We start from the raw sequence: 20,704 nt of genomic DNA on the forward strand, positions 1-20,704 counted from the left end.
TATGGCAACTTCAGACTTCGCTCTTAAAAACCATAATGTTAAAGCATTTGGTCAGGATGCAGCCCTTGTCATTGAGATGAACAATGAAGATGTTAGCTCATCAAAACCTTCACCTTTTTCAAATGAGATTGATAATTATTATCTTACATTGCACGTCGCTCCAAGGAACGCAAAAAAAGATTATGACTGGGGCTCAAACCGTTCTGTACTTCTAAAATTGTCGACGAATGAAGTTATGCAGATGGCATCTGTATTTCTTAGAATCATGCATACTTTAAAGATTGATAAGAGGAAAACCTCACATCATGGCCACGTCGTATACAAAAATATAAGCGTTACCCCAAACGAGAGGGGCGGTTTGTTGTTATCCGCAGGGATAGTTCCAGTCGATAAAGATGGCTTAAAACCCTTCATGCACATGGTCCCCGTCTCACAAATGGATTGCGTTAAAATTGGCCTCTACATACTTGGATATCTTGCTCAAAAAACGCCCTGGGTAAGCTCCGAGTCTATAATTACCGCGCTTCGCTTATCTGAAGCCAAGAATTCAAAATAGCGCATTAACATACGGAATATACGGAAAAATACAGGTTTTTTTAAATGTTATACGAACGGATATTTCTGTTTTTCATCGTAAAGTGAGTTTAATTTTGCTCAGAAAAACAGGTATTCGTCATGAGAAAATCAGGTTTAGGTTTAGCCCTGTTGTTTTCTTTAATTGCTCCGATTAAAGCGGTCTATGCTGAAGCGATTATGATTTCAGGAAAGCTACAGGCTGATTTGCCAGCCGTATCCTTTGACCCGGGGCCGGGCGACTTTGTTGCATACGTTAATTCTAACACTATCACTGCCTCAGGTGCAGGCACAGCCTGTAATGTAACGGTTGATGATCGAGCGACTTCCTCTGTTGATAACCTCGTTTGTTTTTTTGAGTGGTTACCCAATACCTTGGGATTAACTTCTAACGGCTTCACTCTTTCAGGCGTTCCCAACACCACCGGTGATTTAAAACTACCTTACAAGATTTCTTACTTCTCTGGTTCTGAACGGAAAAAAGTTGAAATAGTAAAAGGTGAATATTCAATCAAAAGTGTGGCACCGGTAAAACCAACTATCACCGGTCTTAAATCATCCCTGAACGGATTAGTCTATGACGGCTTTTCTTTCAAATCGTATTTAAAGGATGAAGCGATCAAAGATATCGCTGTTTCTGTTGAACCCCGCAATTATATTCAATACATCTCAATAGGTTCAGGCTCCGCCTGTGAAGTACCTATTGGCGGAACTTCCTGTACCATTGAAGTTGGAAGCATTAAGGCCAGTGATACAGATGAACTTTTGGGTTCACGTGATATCACAATTACAGCAAACTCTAAGAATAATTATTTCGCACCTCCTGAATCCAAAAAGCTTGTTGTTAACTGGGATTATCGGCCTCCTGTAGTAGACCATACACTTTGGAATTTTACCGATGAGGCTAAAACAATCAAAGTAGGTGGCCAGGACATCTATACCGGAGCCAAAACCGTTGCTGTGGCCGTTAAGGTACCCCAGCAAGAAACAGAAGGTGAATGGTGGCTCCCAACAGCTATGTCGCTCACTATGACTCCGGATGGCGTGTTTAAGCCGACGACTAAAGTGACTTTAGATGATGGCACTGAGATTGATTTCAAACAGTCCTGGGCAACCCCTTTACGTAGAACTTTACAGCCGGTAAGTGGACCTCAAAAAGTCGGTGATGAGTACCTCTATATCTTTGACTTAACGGATCTTATAAACGGGTCCTACGCAGCGACTTTTACAGTAGAAAATACGAGCAAAAACTCTTCTACGTACACTGAGCCTGAAAGCAAACTGATGCTGTCTGATAACCCAACGCTTATGGTTCTCAAAGATGGGCAGGTATTAACTAAACGAGCACCCGTATACTTCCTGAACGAGATTATCGTTGCAGCTTTCCAGGGGCAGGCTGGGGTTGCTGACATAAAATCAGTAACAATAGACAACAAAGTAGTTTCGTTAACACCTACAAATTATAAAGGTATTTACTACCTGCCGGTTGGAGACGATTTAGCAGTTAATTCGGATCACGAGATTACTGTGGTGGCTGAAAACCTTTATGGAAAAAACGTAAATTTCAGTACCGTGTTCACTTATCAACCTACTGGATTCACTCTTAAGAATCTGGAAAAAAACGTAACTCTTTACTCGCGCGTACGTCAGTATACGGACCTGCTTAGTCAAACAGCTGGTGATAAATGCACTCTGTTTACCACAGAGGAAAATGCGAATGCTTACCTCGCCTGGTATGGGGAAAAATCAGATGTTACAGCATGCTACCCTCAGTGGAACAATGTCCCTGATGGGTTGGAGTTCTATTTTAAAGGACGTACCCCGGGTCTAACTGGATTCTTTAATAAAACAGGTGAGAATCTGCTCGACTATCAAGTCTATATGATTAACGGGAAGGGCTCTAAAGCGGTTTCCGCAAGGAATCGCCGTACTCTGACCACACAATTACCATACAACCCGATCATCTCTTACAAAAAGAATAAAGTCATAGCAGGCATCAATCCGAACACTGCTCTGGCTTATACGACCGGGGGGGAGGCCGCTCGAATATTAGCGAAGGTGGTACCAGCTGACGTTACGATGATCGTCTCTCAAAACGGCTCTGAGGCTGTCAAAACGTCATTTAAAAATCGTTCCTCAAACAACGATGCAACGACCTTTGTACAAAGGGTCAAGGTTGCTGCTGCACCATTGTGGACAAAGAACGTCTTTGACATAGCTGTAGAATACTCAAAGGATCCAGAATTAAGAACTACAGACACCCTCAACGTATATACGGTGCCTGATTTCAATATTCGAGCATCGATGGAAGTGGATGACAAAAAAACAGCCACATCTCTTGAAGTGCCCTTAAAGGTAACAGTGGGGCGTTATAACAACTCCACACGTAAAAGTGCATTTGACCGTAAAACAATGGGAGAATGGGACGTCACGATATACTCTCAAAAAAGTGTATACGGCAAAGATCCAGAAACAGGCCGTTATAAAACTACATACGAAAGAACTGCGCTGACTGAAGCATTGCCGGTCAATGATGCGGGCATTGTCGAAACCAAGATTAAAATTGAAAATATGGATCTGGGTAATATGCGTCTGGTTGGTGTGGCTAAGGTCAGATCGCCATTCTCTGATTTTGAAATGAAACGTGAGACCAGTGCTGTAGGCATTCGAATCTATAAAGGTGAGGAACTGGAGGGTAACCTGTCGAAAAGCCTTATTATCGGAAGGATCCCACTTAGTACTCTGGTAAGCTTCAAATCTGCCAGTACGGCTAACTCTGATGCACTCGCCCCCACCGAATGGCAGCAGTCCTCTGATAATGGTCAAACCTGGACCATGCTTTCCGACATGACCGGAAAGAGAAGTGTAAGTATCAAAAAGACAGAAGTAGGAAAGTGGCTTTATAGGGCAAAAATGACTAATAAATTCACATCCAAGATTTCCTACACAGATGCCTTAACGGTAGTTACCTACAAGCAGCCTAAGCTCAGTATAGATGTTACAGACATTCTTCAGGGCTCAGATATACCTGTAACCCTGCTTGATAACGATGAACCTATACCAGCAGGCACCGCTGAGGTTCTCTGGTCAGAGGATAAAGTCAACTGGGTGCAGGGAGATACAACTTACACTGTGGCTTCAGCTGATACCCTACCGTCTACGATTTATGCCCGGATGCGTTACCTTGATTCCGATGAACTGGCAGAGGAGTCTTCATGGAAGGAAACGTCTGCTCGGTTGGCAGCCGCAAAACCCAAGCGCCTTTCTGTCTCGGTAACGGGGGTTTCAAAGGTAGAGGTTGGTCAAAAAGTTACTTTGGAAGGTAAGTTCACGAACCCTAACAGTAAGTACCAGAATGGTAATAACGTAGTTGAAGAATGGAAAACACCGGATGGCCAGACATTTAAGGGCTCTTCACTGTCTGTTACCCTTACTGAGCAAATGTTGGATAAACAGGGATATGCTGCTTTTGAATACAGTGCATGGTTAGCGGACAATAAGGAGAATACGGTTTCTACCCGTAGAGTTTCTGTCAAATCGTGGGTTTATAAATTTCCCGAGATGAAAATAAGCTCCAAACTTAAATACGACATGGCACCGACCACCCTACGCGTTGCGTTGAGCGGTATTAAGGATGGAGACTATCCTGGTGTTACTTATTCCCGTGAATGGATCTACGACAAAGAGAATCTGGTAATCACTAAAGATGAAGGTGACACCAAAGAATTTACAATTGAAAATCCTGGCAAATATACATTGATGGTTGTTTTCAAAGATAACCGAAACAATGAACAGCGTATCGAAAATACCTTTGTTGTCGATGAACAAACGCCAATGAACGTTGAGATGACACCCAAGTTCTCTAACAAATATATGAGAGCTCCACTCGATGTAACCTTAAGGTCAAACATCAAGCTATCTCATTCGGCGGACTCGATAGATACGGTCACATACAAGGTGAACGGTGAAGTAATACCCAGCGGCAAAAATTATTGGGCTCAACTGATCTCGGGTTTAAAAGAAAAGAAATACGAGATTACAATTGATGTTGTTAGTAAACTTGGACAGAGAGGTTCAGCATCTGTTGAGTTTGATGTCGTTAAAAACGCAGTGCCTAATTGTACATTGAGCTACACGGAAACCAACCTAAGCTGGAGCTTTACCAATAAATGTGATGATACTGATGGAAAAATGGTTAGATATGAATGGTTCATCAACGGCGAATTAAGGAACGTTTTCGGTAGTACGGCTACACTTTCTAAAAACCTTAACCGTGGTAAGCAGGACATAAAAGTAATTGCTTATGATGATAGTGGAGACTTTGCAACACAGCACGTGACAGTTTTCGGACCGGCTGAAGAGGCAAGTAAGTCTGAAAACACTGTATCAATACCAAGCAGTGAGTAGTTAATTTTTAAATATAAAGCCGGGACATTATGTCCCGGCTTTTTTATACCCAATAATTGGACCTTTGAAAAATTAATGTCGGAAAGTAACTTTGCTCCAAAGGCATCTTTCATGGCCGCTAACAAAGCTGCGTATACATGCTGAGGAATTAACATTCTTATAGGTGAATATTAGGTTGGTTTGCAGACTTCCGAGCGTTGAAAAACATGGATAATAATTACTTGGATAGAGGTGCATCTGCCTAGTAAAAATATTCTTCAGTGCCAGTGAGAAAAATATGAGCGACTACATACCTAAAAAGAGAGGGCTGCTTATACTGGATTGGTATGTCCCCCTTAATATTTTATTGCTGATTCTCGTTATGTGTGTCTTTTTCACCCGTTATACATTTGGATACGGTTTATTGAATGGGTGCCTGCCTGCTGATTTTTATATGATTGATCATTCGGATAAAAGTATTAAAACTGGTGAACTCATAGCATTTAACATGCCGAAATCGGTACGTTTTATCCCAGAAAATGAACGAGTCATAAAAATTGTTGCCGGTGTGGGCGGTGACAAACTTAAAGTAACAATGGATGGGGTTTATAACGGGGACAAATTTTTTGAAGCTAATGCACGTCGTATTTCGAAGAAATACAATATTCCGTCCATTTTGATTGAAAAAGAATTGATAATTCCTGAAGGCGAAGTTTTCCTAATTGGGCAAACCGATCACTCATGGGATTCCCGTTTTTGGGGAACAGTAAAGCTGAATTCAGTAATTGGGAAAACATATGCGATCTTTTAATGTAAATAAAAAATATTTACCAATACTTCCTGGACTTGCGTTATGTGCAGTTTTAAGTAATACAAATGCAAGCACTGAGTATCAACATGATGCTGACCTAATCGCTCAGCAAGCAAAAGGGCTTGGGGCACAGGCTAAAGGTGCACAGCAGCCAGATGGGGCTCTTAGCCTTGATGCTACGCTAAAATCACCAGATGTGCAGAAGTACATAGCGCAAGCTGAAGCACTCCAAAAAAACCAGGACCTGAGCAAGCAAATAAACCGTGGTTACGTCCCCGGTATGAATGCGGATAGTGTTCAAGCAGTTATAGACCATACCCAGGCTATCAGGGCCCAAAGTAATAACTCTGAAGCTGTCAACGATATAATTAGAAGACGTGATGAAATTCAAGAAAACGCCAGCCTTAATGAAGCGGCTCTGAAAGCTGTGGAAAATAAGCCGGAAGTCATGCGAGGACAATCTAAAAATATCGAAAAATTGTTTGGTTCCTCGGGCATCACAGCTGCTGACTTCGAAAGAAAAATGGATAGCACACGTGAAGAAGCACTATCAACTGAAAATGGAATAACGATCTTTGCTTCATTTAGCTTGCCGGATTATGTACTGGAAGACCTTCTACGTACGGCCTCAGAGCATAAAGCTCGTGTAGTTTTCAATGGTCTAAAGAAAGGAACTACTCGGCTACCAGAGACACAGGCAGCAATAAACCAAATGATTGTCAAAGGAAAATTTGAATCTCCTTTGATTACAATTGATCCTGATAGCTTCAGTCAGTATCAAGTAACTCAAGTACCGACAATTATTTCTAGGGAGCAAGCTCGTTTTGCAAAAATGGTAGGCTCCTTCAACGTTGAGTTTTTTCAGCGAGAACTTGCTAAAAAACCCGATCAGGATATTTTCCCGGTTGCTGGTACCACTTATCCCGTTGAAGAAAAGAGCATCATTAAAGAACTGGAAGAACGTGCACAAAAATATGACTGGGAAGGTGCAAAAAAAAGGGCCGTTTCTGACACATGGAAAAATCAATGGATGGTCGACCTCCCTCCTGCCCAGGAACACAAAGAATTTTTAATTGACCCTACAGTGAGGGTCACTCAGGACGTAAAAGATAAGCAGGGCCGTGTAATAGCTTCCGCCGGTGAGTTGATTAATCCACTTTCGAGATTTCCTCAAAACCTGACGATGATAATTTTCGATCCACTCAATCCGGGCCAGCTGGTATGGGCTGAGCAGCAGTATCGACAACGTCTGGGTAGTGGAAAAGTAATGCCAATGTTTACCCGTATCCAAAAAGATAATGGATGGGATCACCTAAATGATTTACGTGAAAAATTTAACGGTAAGGTGTTTAAAGTTAACGAACAGATCATCTCACGCTTTCAGATTAAAAACACACCTGCGCTTATAACTACTGACCAAGATAAATTCCGGATCACCCTGTTTAGCGAGGCAGAAGTCCGTGGTATCGGAGCCCCAAATCTTTCAGAGGAAAAATAAGATGAAACTCGGATTTATTATAGGCGCTCTCTTTGCAACATGGCTGACGCTAAATTATCCGGACCAGATGAGAAGTTATTTTACCAAAGCCGTCGACTATATCGAAAGTGTTGCAACATTTATTACATCCAAGTGAGCATGATGGTGAAAAAATTCAAAAAGTTACTTTTAGAGTTCATTGTAGCAGTTATGCTTTCGCTTTCTATACCGGGTATGGCTATGGCAGCAGATGCTGGAGTCCCTGGGGCTATGTGTCAGTCAGCTGGAGTGTGGCAGGGCTTGATTAAGAATATCTGTTGGAGCTGCATTTTTCCCATGAGGATAATGGGCATAGGGGCAGCTCCAGAAGGCGCTGCTCCTTCACGTCCGGGTTGCTACTGCACAGATCAGAACGGCGTACCGGAAATAGGTTGGCAATTGAGCTTCTTTCAGCCGGTGAAGATTGTAGAAGTTGTAAAGAGCCCCTGGTGCAGCCCCTTTCTTGAAGGCACGATGCTTCAAAAATCGCAGTTTGATATTGGTAAAAGCAACACAAATCAGCCAATGACAGCAACTGAAGCCGGATTTTACGATGTTCATCTTTGGGAGTTCCCAATCATGACAATGCTCAAATTACTGATTATTGGCGAGTGCACTGCTGAACCCTATATAGATGCCAGCCTGACCTATATAAGCGAAGTGGACCCTATGTGGGAAAGTGATCTGCTTACACTCGTCCTGAATCCAGAGGCAGTAGTTTTTGCAAACCCAATTGCCTCAATGGTGTGCGCTGCTGACTGTGTAGCAGTAACAGCAGGAAAGGATAATCTCGCTGCATACTTTTGTGCCGGATGCGATGGCAACCTTTATCCATTAACCGGCCACATTTACGCAAATGATGACGCTGTAAGGACGAGTTCACTGATAACCCAGCGTCTTCTGACTAAACTACATCGCCAGGGAATGCTGATGCGAACGATGGGAGCAGACGCAATGTGTGAGAAAACGTGGGAATACTTTACACCTCGTTCCCAGTATCGGCTTTCAATGCTTTTCCCAACTCCTGAGGCGAAAGGGCCGGATTGCTGTCATCGTCTTGGTGATTCGGTACATGACTGGTCAACCCTTAAAGGTGGGCGCAAAAAAATAGGCAATGATAATTATGTCTATATGTTGTGGCGTTACAATGACTGTTGCGTCAGATATATACCAGGCGCTTGATTTCTAAGGGTAAAAATAATGAAACTTAGAAAAACGATAGCTTCAACTATTATTGCATCAATGATTGCCAATACTATGAGTTGGGCTTTTTATATCTCTCTCATAAATATGGTAATGACTCCTCGTATTTATGCGGCAGACGCTATATTTGACCAGCTCGAAAGTAACTTTAATCTTGCTAATCCTAACGCAAATCGCAATGCGACAACCAGTGCTCAGGACATTGTTGAGAAGTACAAGAATGCGGATTCAGGCGAGAATGTCAGTGGGAAGATCACCGAGAAATACGTGGGTAAAGCCGAATCCGCTAATCTTAATCTCGGAAAGTATGGGGCAGGGAACTCAAATGAAAGTGTCATGAAAAATGCCGCATCCGATGGAAAGTCCATTGGTAGCGCCGTACAACTGCCGAGTATGTCTGGAGGGACAATCAATTCAAACTATACCAAGGAAGGGGCAAAGCTGCTCTCTCGGGATGCTAATGGCAACATTGGTATAAGCAGTAATCCCAATACTACTCCTGGAACCAAAACAAATACCGGAGAGATTTTCAGCTCAGAGCAAAAGCACAGCGATATTAAGTTCAATGCCGCAGATCGTTATGGGGATGAGGATGGCTTTGTAAACGATATAAAGAATCGGAAAAGCCAGTTATTTGATGCTCAAAGTTATGATGGCGTTGCCTACCGCACCCTCGTAAATGCTAACAAGGACAACCCGGCATCATCTATAAAGCCTAACGATCCCATGTTTACTGCGGGGAGAAATGAGATAACAAATGCTGTTGCTGGTACTGGAAACTGGCTTCAGAACTGTAATGTTGAGACCTCTAAAAAAACAGTAACCACACACTATCCTGATTACAAAGAGTTCTACTGTAACTCGCCTAAGCAAGATAACTTCAGCAGCTGCACGATAACCCGTGATTTTTCAGTCCCTGTTTACATTTCAGGCGGAAACGGAGACATGTCGATGTGCGGTGTCAACAACGGGTAAAAAGTGATCCACTTACCGCCACCACCAACGGTTTAATATTGATCCACCTTGTTTACTCAGGATTAGCTTCAGCTATAACCCCGGCCTTTCGTTTCTGCTTCAGTCGATAGCTTTCCCCTTTTATTTGCACGACGTGTGAGTGATGTAAGATCCGGTCCAGCATCGCCGATGTCAGCGCTGCATCACCGGCGAACGTCTGATCCCACTGCCCGAACGGCAGGTTGGAGGTCAGGATCATCGCGCTCTTCTCGTAACGTTTGGCGATGACCTGGAAGAACAGCTTGGCTTCCTCCTGACTGAACGGCAGATAACCTATTTCATCGATGATAAGCAGCTTCGGGGCCATGACACCACGATTGAGAGTCGTTTTGTAACGGCCCTGACGCTGTGAAGTGGACAGCTGTAGCAGCAGGTCCGCTGCTGTTGTGAAGCGAACCTTGATGCCCGCCCGTACTGCTTCGTAGCCCATGGCTATCGCCAGATGCGTTTTTCCCACGCCCGATGGCCCCAGCAACACGATGTTTTCGTTACGCTCTATGAAGCTCAGGGATCGCAGCGACTGGATTTGCTTCTGAGGAGCGCCGGTGGCGAAGGTGAAGTCGTACTCCTCGAACGTCTTTACCGCCGGGAAGGCTGCCATCCGCGTGTACATCGCCTGTTTACGCTGATGCCGGGCCAGTTTCTCCTCATGTAACAGGTGCTCCAGGAAGTCCATGTAGCTCCATTCCTGATCCACCGCCTGTTGCGACAGCGCCGGCGCTGCGCCGATAAGACTGTCCAGCTGGAGCTGTTCGGCAAGCACCATCAGCCGTTGATGTTGCAGTTCGACCATCATGCGGCTCCTCTGCAGAACGTGTCATAGATGGAGAGCGGATGATGCAACGGCTGCCTGTCGAAGGTCATCAGGCTTTCATCAACCTGCACGTCATACTGTTTTTTCTCCGGTGGCAGTGCCAGCATGGATTGCTGTTCCTCCACCCAGCGATCGCAGGGGCGGGTCTGGATAGTTTCATGCTTACGTTGATTGGCCACATCGTACAGCCAGCGCAGGCCGTAACGGTTTGCGGTTTCAACATCGACGGTGATCCCCATCGGACGCAGGCGTGTCATTAACGGGATATAGAAGCTGTTGCGGGCGTACTGCACCATCCTCTCCACCTTGCCTTTAGTCTGCGCCCTGAAGGGACGGCACAGGCGGGGAGAGAAGCCCATCTCTTTGCCGAACTGCCACAGGGAAGGATGGAACCGGTGCTGCCCGGTCTGGTAAGCATCACGCTGCAGCACCACCGTTTTCATATTGTCGTACAGGACTTCCTGCGGTACACCGCCGAAGAAGCTGAACGCATTGCGGTGACAGGCTTCCAGCGTGTCGTAGCGCATGTTGTCGGTGAACTCGATGTAAAGCATTCTGCTGTATCCCAGAACAGCGACGAACACATGCAGGGGTGACTTGCCGTTTCGCATGGTCCCCCAGTCAACCTGCATCTGCCGTCCGGGCTCGGTTTCGAAGCGAACGACCGGTTCTGCCTGTGCTGGCAGGGTCTGTTTACGGATGAACTCTCTCAGGATAGTAAGCCCTCCACGATAGCCCAGCTCCATGATTTCCCTGGCAATAACGGTCGCCGGGATTTTGTAGGGATGCGCATCGCTGATCCGCTTAGAGATGTAATCACGGTATTCATCGAGCAGTGATGATGGTGCCGGGCGTGGTGAATACTGCGGCTTTTCAGATTTGGCTTTCAGGTGGCTGCGGACAGTATTGCGCGAAATACCCAGCTCCCTGGCAATGGCCCGGATACTCATTCCCCGCTTGTGCAGGACTTTAATTTCCATACGAATCTCAAAAGTGATCATAAGCTCCCCTGTATTCAGAGGAGCAGATTAACCCCTGGATCAATTTTCAACCGCTGGGGTGGATCAGTTTTGCACCGTTGGTAACATGCGGCGATAATTGTGTGCGTATATGGTTTGGTCGCCGTGATGACAACTACTGGAGTGACGGGGTATATGATAACGAACTGACATTAAAATTCCATCCGGATGCAAAATTGGCCTCAGCAAAGATTGTTAACGCGGAGTGGGATGACCACATGCGGGTAACACTTGATGGCACGCAGATTTTTGCTCACATAGATGGTGCATATCGAGAAAGTGACTATCCGGCTCCTAAGGGATCTTGGGAGTTAAAAAAATCGTGGAAACTCGACAAGGTTTACGATGTGACTGATAAGGTCAGAAAATCGGTGTATGAGGAGCCTGATCGAGAAGTGACAATGGCATCCAGAGTATGGGTTGGTGGGAAGGGTGAAGGGTATTTTGAGGTTGAGCTGACTTTTGAAAATATGAAGCTCGAAGATAAGCACGTCCAGGAACCAGCTGGTTGTTACGATGCTGTACAAGCTCCGAATACATTCTGCCGTTTCGATCGGTTTAAAGATATGGATGTTGGCACAAAACGGCTTCCGGAAAGCGTGCTTTCATTGGCAAAGCCTCTGTATGAAGGTGATAAAGGATTTCTTACCTGGAAGACAAACCTTGAAGGCTACTTTTGTGATCCATTGGCCAAAGACAAAATTTGCTCTTATGACGCTAGTGGAAAAATTATGAAAGACGCTAATGGAAAGGACCTCTGTTACAACTATGAAGAAATAAAGAGTATGCCTGATGCATGTAGTGCTTATAAAAATGATGCAGCATGTGTACTCGATAAACAAACATGTGCAGAGGGTTGGTTCGATGAGGGCACTAACAGTTGCTACATGTATGAACAGAAATACACCTGTGACAGAGGGAAGGATGTAGTTCGGGAGGTTGAATCTTCTACAAATGCCTGTGTTGGCATGATCCCATGTTCAGGTGGAACATGCGAAACTGGGCCAAAGGAAGAGAACAACGATTTTGGAAAAGTTGCGGCTTATTCAAACATGGTTCAGTACATGCAGGGCGAAGCCAAATGCGAAGACCCTAACGATGCCAATTCATGTTCCGTCTTTGAAGGAAAACCTGAATGGTGTGGTCGTTCAGTAGGCTTTGTAAATGGCCTGGCAAAGACGGACTGCTGCGAAGCACCACAGGGAACCGCAGGAGCACTTGAAGGTATCATGCTTGCCGGATCTATGATCAGAAACACAAACTGGACCAGAGTTAATGCTCAGCTAATAAAATGGACCGGCGGTGATACAGGTACATGGGCTTCTATGTCTAATGCGGTCGGAGAGTGGACTGCATCAGCTGGTAAAACAGTAGGGCAAATGTGGAACAACGTCACGAGCTCCTTAACGAGCGTATATGAAAACGTCGCTGGTAATCTAAGCAGGGCAGTTGGGTCTTCCGCAACTTCTGGAGGGGCAGGAGGTGCTGGCCAGTTGGCACAGGAAACAATGTCCAGCTTCGGTATAGGTCAGCTTAAGCAGATGGCAATGAAGAAAGCCTACGAATTGCTACCAGATACAGTTCGTGACTTTGTCTTTAAGAACGTTGCTACTACCGGAGGAGAGGTTGTCTTCTCGGCTGCGGTTCAAAACTTTATGCTTGCATTAAACGTGATCGGTTGGATTTATACAGCCTATCAGGTCACTAAAATGCTTTTAGAAATGTTGGTAGCATGCGACCAGAAAGAGATGGAAGCTTCTATTCATAAGAATCAAAAATCCTGTTTTACATTAGATACGGAACGATGCGTCAAATATCTGAATGTTGGTTTCACAAAGAAATGCGTTAAAAAAGCAACAGACATGTGCTGTTATAATTCCATGTTGTCACGCGTTATTATGCAACAAGCTTATCCGCAATTAGGAATAGACCCTGTCGCCTCTAATTGCGTGGGGCTATCAATAAAGCAAATACAGCAACTGGATTTCGATAAAATTGATCTGACGGAGTGGATTAATGATGCAGTTCAGGTAGGAGAAGTTCCTGATCAATATTCAAAATTCTCCGAAGAATCAATTGTGGAAAACTTACCATTCCAGAATGAGAACTATCAACTTCCATCAGAACGTACCAAGGAAGCAATGGGCGGTGAAGAAAATATGATAAAGGCCAGACAAGAAAATGCTCAGGCTATAAAAGAGGAAAATGTAGATTGTAGCTATTTACCTCGACCGGCCATATGTGAGGTAGGTTCAACTACGCTGGATCCGGTTACGGGCAAGCAGTTGCCGAAATATTGAAGAAGGGGCCGTTAGGCCCCTTTTTTAATTACTTGGCTTTCAATGTTTTTTCTGGGAAGCCTTTTTTACCGTATTCACCGGTAAAGAGGTAATAATCTTTTCCGTTGATGGAGGCTGCAACACCCCCTGGAGTTGTTGTATTTGGGCTATCAGAACGGAAAATGATACCCGAAAAATCAGCGCTTGTTTCGTTTCCTTTAAATGGGATGAACACATAACGAATTACAGCGTAATCACCAGCGGGAAGGTTTAGCTCAGGAATTTCGGTTCCTGTTGCGGGGCGAATCGCCTGAAAGCTGTACATTGAATCTGTAGGGAAAACATCAGCATCAGGCTTAGAGGGCAGATCACAGGTACTCCATTTATTGACGACTGCCATATCAATTTTACATGTGGCCAGAGCTGCTTTCTGTTTTTCAGGGTTGTATCCAAATGAGGCCTGAGTTGCTTTTGTATGCTCAAAAACATACTTAGCTCCCTCACGTACCAAACTTTCATCATTGTAAGGCAATTTTTTTGGATTGGGGACGAACACTAGGTATTGATTGACCTGGATGTATTCGGCGTCAGAAGAACTGTACAAAGAGCTGAGGCTCATGATCCCAAAACCTTTTAGACCGCCTGTTACGTAGCCCATCGAACTATTGATGAGATACTTAGAAAGAAAGTTGTCGGCATCCCCTCCAGGAGTAACCTCTTGCTCCTTAAAATTAACGTCGAAACCAGCAAACGAATAGGCATTCTTGGCGACAGAATCATTTGCATTAGCATGCCAGTACTGGCCGTGACTGTACGCATTCAGAGCGGTGCCTGGCGTAGTGCCGGTGTCACCGGCACAACCCGATAGGGAAAAACCAATGACGACAGAAGAGACCAGAGATACTAAACGTAAAAGTTTCATTTAAAGCCCTTTTTGTAATGTCTTTTGGAGATGGAACCATTATTCCATAGTCACGCGTTTCACAAACAACCTGATTGCATAAAAAAGGAAAAAAAGTGATTTCCAGTAGAACCAGCAGTACACAAGAAAAGCGCTTTTATAAAAATGTATAATTATTAAAACGAAGTAATGAGGTTGAAATGGGTAAGCCAACAGAAGAGCAAAGACCTGTTATCGAGAATGCTAGCGCAAACAATATGGTGATAGCAGCGCCTGGATCAGGCAAATCGTTCACCATGATAGAAGCGGTTATATCGATTCTCAAAAAGTATCCATATGCAAGAATCGGGATGGTGACCTTTACTCGCGCTGCAACAAACGCACTTGCAGCAAAGTTACAAAAGCGATTGAGCAAGAAGGATCTTGACCGGGTGCTGGTGGATACTTTTCACGGACTCGTTAAGAAGCAACTGGACATGATTCGCTGGCCGGGAAAGATGTTGATAGGGCCAGCACAGAGATCTGTCATTCACCGGGCTTTGAAAGAATCCGGTGTAACGATGAAGTTTGCTGAAGCTGAATTCGTTATTGATGCTATCGGCAGAGAAATGGATACGGATGTGATTTCAGTTCGGCATAACAGACAACAGATCCATTTGTTTAATACCTATCAGGCGTTATGCCAGAAAGACCATGTGGCGGACCTCAATGCTCTTTCAAAATTTGTTGTCGGTCAAATGCATTCGGGAAAAATGCGCACGTTAGATTTGACACATTTGATAGTAGACGAAGTTCAGGATACTGACTCTATACAATTCTCATGGATAGCATTGCATACAAGAGCTGGAGTCTATACGAGTATAGTTGGAGACGATGATCAGGCCATCTACTCCTTCAGATCCTCAGGAGGAGTCAAAATATTTCAACAGTTTGAAAAACACTTCAGACCTAACATATTTTACTTAAACACATGCTTTAGGTGTGAACCTGAAATTTTAGAGGTGGCCGGAGCACTGATAGGAAAGAATGTTTACCGTTATGCCAAAGAGTTACGCTCGGCAAAAAAGGGAGGGGGAAAGGTCACTTTTCGTTCATATGTAGATATGGAGGAACAGATACAGGGTATTTTAAGCCTTATAAATCAGGATCCACATGGATGGGCAATTCTAAGCCGCAATAATGCTCACTTGGATGAGCTAGAAAGTTTGATCGAACAGCCAGTAATTCGTTACGGAGGTAAATCATTCTGGGATGAAAAAGAAACAAGCGATGTGTTAAGCCTTATGGCCTTTTTCCGACAATCAAATGATCCTCGCTTAATGAAGAGAGTATTGGCATTGTTTGGAGAACAGGAATCAGTTTTGGATGAAGTGGCATTGAGTATGAGAGGAAGAAAAGTTACTTTTGGCGACCTTGCCATCCCGGAGGACAGTTCTCTCGAAACAAAAACATTACATTCAAACTTCGTGCGCTTTACCCAGGAAAGTTCTGATAAAGTTGAGATAGCAAAACGTTTCGCCAACCTTACGAAATGGATGGAATCGTCGTCAATCAAGATGAGGAGTAATAAAGGTACAGCAACCTTAACAAAAATTGCTTTAGACACTTGTAAACAGTGGGCAGAAAAGACTGGTTGGATGAATATGATAAATCGTGCTGCTGCAATGTCATTAGGCCCTAGGAAGAAGGACGAGGAATACAGCCCAGAGAAAGTAGTCCTATCAACCTTGCATGGTTCAAAGGGTCTTGAGTGGAATAAAGTAATAATAATGAGTTGTAATGCGGATCAGATACCAAGTAAAAGATCAGTTGGGGAGGAGGCAATAGAAGAAGAAAGACGTTTGCTTTATGTTGGATTTACGCGTGCAGAAAAGCAACTTTTTGTAATGTGGTATGGTGATCCTTCTTTCTTTTTAAGAGAATGCAGTGAAGAAAAGATAAAAGAAGCAGCTAATATTCGAATTTCTCCACTTTATACAGAATAATTCGATATGGGCATTTACTTATGCTTAAAGCTATAGTATAAAAACAATGAGCTTAAATATCAGCTCCCAAATTTGAGTAACTTTGCTTAAAGTTACTTTCGCGTTAAGCGTTGATTTAGCCGTGAAAAGCGGCCAGCTTAAACAAGCTGTAAGACACCACCGGCAAAATGTCACCTTTGTCGCTGGTGCACTTCCCATGCCTGCAAAAGGCAATCTGAATTTACCAAACCGTAACTAATTTAGCTCCTCCTGGGGCTATTTTTGTTGCGTACTTCTAATGCCAGATAGTATAAATCAGGCGGTTCATAGCTTACGGGAGATGAATGACAGGCTTTGCCTTCGTGTTGAAACAAAAATTTGTTTCTTCCTTCTTACTATATATAGGTGACCCCAAATGTCTAAAAATAAAGCTCGCAGTAAAGCCCTTCATCAAACCTTTAGTGAAATTATTCCAGAGATGGATAAGGCGCTAAACAAACAGCTCTTAGAAGTTCTGATGAAATATACAGAACGTGATAATGAACTGATTGTTATTTTGAATGAGGACGGCCCAAATATCATTGAACTTAAGTCTCTTAAGCCTGTGTCTTTGTTGGCCGAAAAGCTTTCTGCTTATTCAAGCTATTATCATGTGGATGTTGTGGAGCTCGTGGTCAAGAAAATTGATTTCGAAGGAGCTTATAAGCTTCTTAAAGCTTCCCCAGATGTACCACTTTTTAAAAGCTTAACTGAACTGGATAAATATCTTGTTGAGGAGTTTGAAAAATACGGATTAAATTCATTTCTTGACGTGGATAATCTGGATTACTCACTTGAAAAAGCCAGTGAACTCAAAAATGAGCAGTTAATAAATTGGGTTTCGGACATCATTTGCAAACGTGAAAAATTAACTTTACGTAAGCGTTTTGATGTCGCAGTAAAGGCCCACTACGAAAATGTAGAAAAAATGTATGATACCATTCGTCCGTTAATGAAAAAACTGGGTTTCCCAGAAGATCTCATGACGCACACCTTTAGTGAGTTAAGCGTTTTTGAAACTAAAGGATGGGACCATGCAATAAAATCGAAAATTGAGACTCTCGCTAAGCGTGAAACTCAATATTTAGATGATGCGGCTAAAGCAGAGAATCGACGTCTTGTAACAGAGAAGTTGGAGAACTCTTTAGCGATTGCACCAACTAAACCAACAAGAAATTGGTTACATATTGCCGGAATTGCCTGTTTGGTAGTCTGCACGTTCATGTATGTAACTAATAAATTTATTTAATCCTGTTAAGGGGGAACCCTAACGGGGCTTCTCTTTGAACAAATCGAGGAGCGGAAAATGTCATATCTTGAATATATCAATGAAGTAAAAGTGTCCGGGATAGTTATCAGTGCTGTGGAGAAAAAAATGACTGACCAGAGTATAGGTTTGTTAATAAAGCTCAAAAATAGGATGAAGACAGAAGTTGATGGTGAAATCACTGAGAGAGAATTTTCAGTTCAAATCAAGGTGTCGCCTGAAATGTATTCAACCTGTTTCACTGGTATAAATCAGGGTGATGAGTTGATGGTCTCCGGTTATATTGTTGTCGATACTATTATGATTGAAGGGAGAGAACATCCTCTTGACTACATGAGAGTGGTAGCAACAAGTAAGTTGGCTCACATACCTAAACCTCTAAAAGGTTTTGGACAAAGTAGCTTTAATCAGATCTGACATTAAACCCACCCTAAAGGGGAGAAATCCCTTCATGGGATTTCTCCTTTTGGAGTCCCCATGAAACAAAAATTTAGGGCTACTGCAATAAGTAGTAATCAACTTAGTTTTTTTTCTATATTCGATATAGATGAAGATGAAATAACGCAAATAGTTGATTCACCCAAAGAGCATTTAAATGATGCATACACGTCCGGATTAAACTTTAAATCAGATGAAAGTAACATTTCTGAGATAAATTATGATTCTGAAAGGCGTGAAAATCACCTTTATGAAAAATCCAAATTACTTAAAAATCAGATTTTGCATACAATTAATTTTGCAGCAGAAACAGATTATCTATATTCGGTTGAAGAATATAACCCAGATTTGGGTGGTCTGGTAATAGAATGGACCCCTGAGGATGTGTATGTTGTTTTTCTATCCGCTATGGAAGAGTCTTTGGAAATCATTAAAGAACTAGTGTTGAGGAGAAAGTTATTCTTCAAAGATGACAATGGTAATATCACAGTGAATCCACTTTTAGAAGCTGAAACACGGTGGTATATGTCAAAATCATTTGAATACACTTGTTTATCTCATGGACTTGATGCATGTGAATTTAGAGCGGAATTAAAATCATGGCTCTATTATCATTCGCATCGTTCGATTAGTGAAAACACGAAATTAGCTGAATGCAGGAATGATGATGAAATCATTTTGCATGATTGCAATGACGATATGGGCTGGGACATCTTCTTTGATCAGGATTATTTAATGTCAGAAAAAAAACTGGCTGTTAAATGGACTGACAGGGAAATTATGGATGTTTACATAAAAGCTTTTAAATCCACATTAGAGTTGTTTGACGAGCTTGTTTCATGTGATCTGTTAACTAAACGAAACGCTTTTGGCAAGTTAGAAATAAATCCAATATTCGAAAATCATTTTGAATGGATCATGTCTGAAGCTTTTGAAATAGTGGGAAATCATCTTGGTTATAATGTGCCTCAAATCAGGAAACTGATGGCAACTATTTGCCAAATGAATCTCAAATAAAATGCCACTGGCAAACATCTGCCAGAGGGCGGTGTTTGCATTTTACCGGAGTTAAAAATGTCTAATGCCGCTATGAAGTTAAATGAAACATCTTCTGATGCTTATGAAAAATTAGAAGCTCTTCTTTCCCCGGATGTTATAAAGTTAAAACATTATGTGGATAAAGGTGAGTATCTTTTAGTTCTAGCAAAGGACCTTTTTGGTATTCCAGAAATGGATCCAAAGATGGCTGTGCCTGTTTTCAAAACTAAAACCTCGTATCGAGCTCCGCTGAACAAAGACTACATACCAAATCCCCGAATACTTGAACAAGTGGTTAAACTGCTTATCAGTCCGGATATAGATTTAAGTGTGTGTCTTAAAGGTGAGTCCGGTTCTGGCAAGACTGAAATGGTAATGTACATTAGCCACATGATGAATTGGCCGCTGACAATTAAGCAGATCAACAGCAATATTCGAGTTGATGAGCTTGAAGGTGAGCGCAGTCTTAATGGTGGTAATACAGGTTTTGTACACAGCGATTTGGTAACGGGATTTCGTAATGGTCACCTCATTCTTCTGGATGAAGTGGACAAAATCGATCCTGATACGGCAGCAAAACTTCACATGCCCATTGAACGTAAGCCCTGGTCACTCAGTGCTAATGGTGGTGAGGTTATAACTGCTAATGGCTACACGCGATTTATTGGTACTGCAAACACAAACATGAGTGGAGGCGCTCGCCGGTTCGTTTCTTCTCAACGTCAAGATGCAGCTTTTATAAAGCGGTTCTTGATAGTTGAAATGGAGAAGCCCGACAAAGTTGCTTTAACCAATGTGCTTACTAAACGATATAGCTCTTTGCCTTTTCAGGTCATTGAGAAGTTCGTAAGAGTAGCGATTGCAGTAAATGACTCTGGTACAGAAGACAGTGTGATGGATATTCGTCAATTAGTAGCTTGGGTTGGCACGTCGATGACGTTAAAAACCTTTAGTCTTCTTGACACTTTCAAAATAGCTTTTGCTTCTGCTTTACCTTTACATGTGGTCGATCTTGTTCTTCAAGCTATAGATCTTTCTCTTGGCGAAGACAAGGATAAATCGCTGGAGTATTTCACAGCAAAAAAGTCGAGTTAGATGGGATTTGTTATGAAACCTCTGATATTTGTATCTCAGAGTTATCCCATCTTGAATTTAGTGCGTTTTTAAGTACGGATGGTGCTGCTACCATTGCTATAGCAAAAAACGGAACTAATTTTACTGGACTTATGCAACTGAATAACGACTATTCTTTATTGTTTTATCATGATGGTAAAATAAATATGGAAGGTCTAATTAAAGAAATGGAATTAAAAGGTTATATGTATCAGGGAGCAATGGGCAATGATGATGTTGCCGCTGAGTTTCCCGGTATTCTTTTAATTGCACCAGAGAAGCTTTAATATCAACCCTATCGGGAAATCTTTCCCGTTGGGGAGGGTTTC

The 20,704-nt window shown here is 42.8% G+C and carries 14 protein-coding genes and 2 pseudogenes; 13 read left to right on the top strand and 3 right to left on the bottom strand.

Annotation, left to right across the window (positions count from 1 at the left end; translation table 11 throughout):
- Position 1: 1 nt before the first annotated feature.
- The 6 genes and pseudogenes from QEN31_RS23785 to trhN (QEN31_RS23810) all read left to right on the top strand — a co-directional run.
- A complete protein-coding gene (locus tag QEN31_RS23785) occupies positions 2 to 556 on the top strand; it encodes a plasmid transfer protein (protein ID WP_000235773.1) in 555 nt (184 codons plus the stop codon).
- A 119-nt stretch (positions 557 to 675) separates the two neighbouring features.
- Entirely contained in the window at positions 676 to 4,980 is a 4,305-nt protein-coding gene (gene rsp / locus QEN31_RS23790; protein ID WP_001232109.1) for an IncHI-type conjugal transfer protein RSP, read from the top strand.
- Positions 4,981 to 5,257: 277 nt separating this feature from the next.
- Complete coding sequence (gene trhF / locus QEN31_RS23795) at positions 5,258 to 5,770, top strand: IncHI-type conjugal transfer protein TrhF (RefSeq protein WP_001286760.1); 513 nt, start codon at positions 5,258 to 5,260, stop codon at positions 5,768 to 5,770.
- On the top strand, positions 5,757 to 7,268 hold the full coding sequence (locus QEN31_RS23800) for a TrbC family F-type conjugative pilus assembly protein (RefSeq protein ID WP_001256132.1): 1,512 nt from the start codon (positions 5,757 to 5,759) through the stop codon (positions 7,266 to 7,268). The genes trhF and QEN31_RS23800 overlap by 14 nt, the downstream gene beginning before the upstream one ends.
- Positions 7,269 to 7,412: 144 nt before the next feature.
- The gene (trhU, locus tag QEN31_RS23805; RefSeq protein ID WP_181231580.1) at positions 7,413 to 8,468 is read left to right on the top strand and encodes an IncHI-type conjugal transfer protein TrhU; all 1,056 of its coding nucleotides are present in this window, start codon (positions 7,413 to 7,415) and stop codon (positions 8,466 to 8,468) included.
- An 18-nt stretch (positions 8,469 to 8,486) separates the two neighbouring features.
- Positions 8,487 to 9,455 (top strand): annotated as a pseudogene (gene trhN / locus QEN31_RS23810) (IncHI-type conjugal transfer protein TrhN); the annotation flags it as partial.
- 61 nt (positions 9,456 to 9,516) lie between these two features.
- Here the strand turns inward: trhN (QEN31_RS23810) and istB are convergent.
- Complete coding sequence (gene istB, locus QEN31_RS23815; protein ID WP_001531258.1) at positions 9,517 to 10,299, bottom strand: IS21-like element ISSen3 family helper ATPase IstB; 783 nt, start codon at positions 10,297 to 10,299, stop codon at positions 9,517 to 9,519.
- Positions 10,296 to 11,318, bottom strand: a complete 1,023-nt coding sequence (gene istA, locus QEN31_RS23820) for an IS21-like element ISSen3 family transposase (protein WP_000627495.1) — start codon at positions 11,316 to 11,318, stop codon at positions 10,296 to 10,298. The genes istB and istA overlap by 4 nt, the downstream gene beginning before the upstream one ends.
- 86 nt (positions 11,319 to 11,404) lie before the next feature.
- Here istA and trhN (QEN31_RS23825) point away from each other — a divergent pair.
- Positions 11,405 to 13,636 (top strand): annotated as a pseudogene (gene trhN / locus QEN31_RS23825) (IncHI-type conjugal transfer protein TrhN); the annotation flags it as partial.
- A 28-nt stretch (positions 13,637 to 13,664) separates the two neighbouring features.
- Here trhN (QEN31_RS23825) and QEN31_RS23830 read toward each other — a convergent pair.
- Positions 13,665 to 14,537: a hypothetical protein gene (locus QEN31_RS23830; RefSeq protein WP_000771834.1), complete on the bottom strand. Its 873-nt coding sequence runs from the start codon at positions 14,535 to 14,537 to the stop codon at positions 13,665 to 13,667.
- 179 nt (positions 14,538 to 14,716) lie between these two features.
- Between QEN31_RS23830 and trhI the strand changes: the two genes are divergently transcribed.
- The 6 genes from trhI to QEN31_RS23860 all read left to right on the top strand — a co-directional run bounded on the left by trhI (position 14,717) and on the right by QEN31_RS23860 (position 20,662).
- Positions 14,717 to 16,501, top strand: coding sequence for an IncHI-type conjugal transfer helicase TrhI (gene trhI / locus QEN31_RS23835; RefSeq protein WP_000517885.1), 1,785 nt, complete (start codon positions 14,717 to 14,719; stop codon positions 16,499 to 16,501).
- A 394-nt stretch (positions 16,502 to 16,895) separates the two neighbouring features.
- The gene (locus QEN31_RS23840) at positions 16,896 to 17,768 is read left to right on the top strand and encodes a hypothetical protein (RefSeq protein ID WP_000041927.1); all 873 of its coding nucleotides are present in this window, start codon (positions 16,896 to 16,898) and stop codon (positions 17,766 to 17,768) included.
- A 57-nt stretch (positions 17,769 to 17,825) separates the two neighbouring features.
- Positions 17,826 to 18,203: a hypothetical protein gene (locus tag QEN31_RS23845; RefSeq protein ID WP_000120822.1), complete on the top strand. Its 378-nt coding sequence runs from the start codon at positions 17,826 to 17,828 to the stop codon at positions 18,201 to 18,203.
- Between the two features lie 60 nt (positions 18,204 to 18,263).
- Positions 18,264 to 19,241: a hypothetical protein gene (locus QEN31_RS23850; RefSeq protein ID WP_000810361.1), complete on the top strand. Its 978-nt coding sequence runs from the start codon at positions 18,264 to 18,266 to the stop codon at positions 19,239 to 19,241.
- A gap of 57 nt (positions 19,242 to 19,298) precedes the next feature.
- On the top strand, positions 19,299 to 20,357 hold the full coding sequence (locus QEN31_RS23855) for an ATP-binding protein (protein ID WP_000063335.1): 1,059 nt from the start codon (positions 19,299 to 19,301) through the stop codon (positions 20,355 to 20,357).
- A gap of 131 nt (positions 20,358 to 20,488) precedes the next feature.
- A complete protein-coding gene (locus tag QEN31_RS23860; RefSeq protein ID WP_001176645.1) occupies positions 20,489 to 20,662 on the top strand; it encodes a hypothetical protein in 174 nt (57 codons plus the stop codon).
- The last annotated feature ends 42 nt before the right edge of the window (positions 20,663 to 20,704 follow it).

Source organism: Salmonella sp. SA15303, assembly GCF_029962125.1.
Classification (GTDB): Bacteria; Pseudomonadota; Gammaproteobacteria; order Enterobacterales; family Enterobacteriaceae; genus Salmonella; species Salmonella enterica.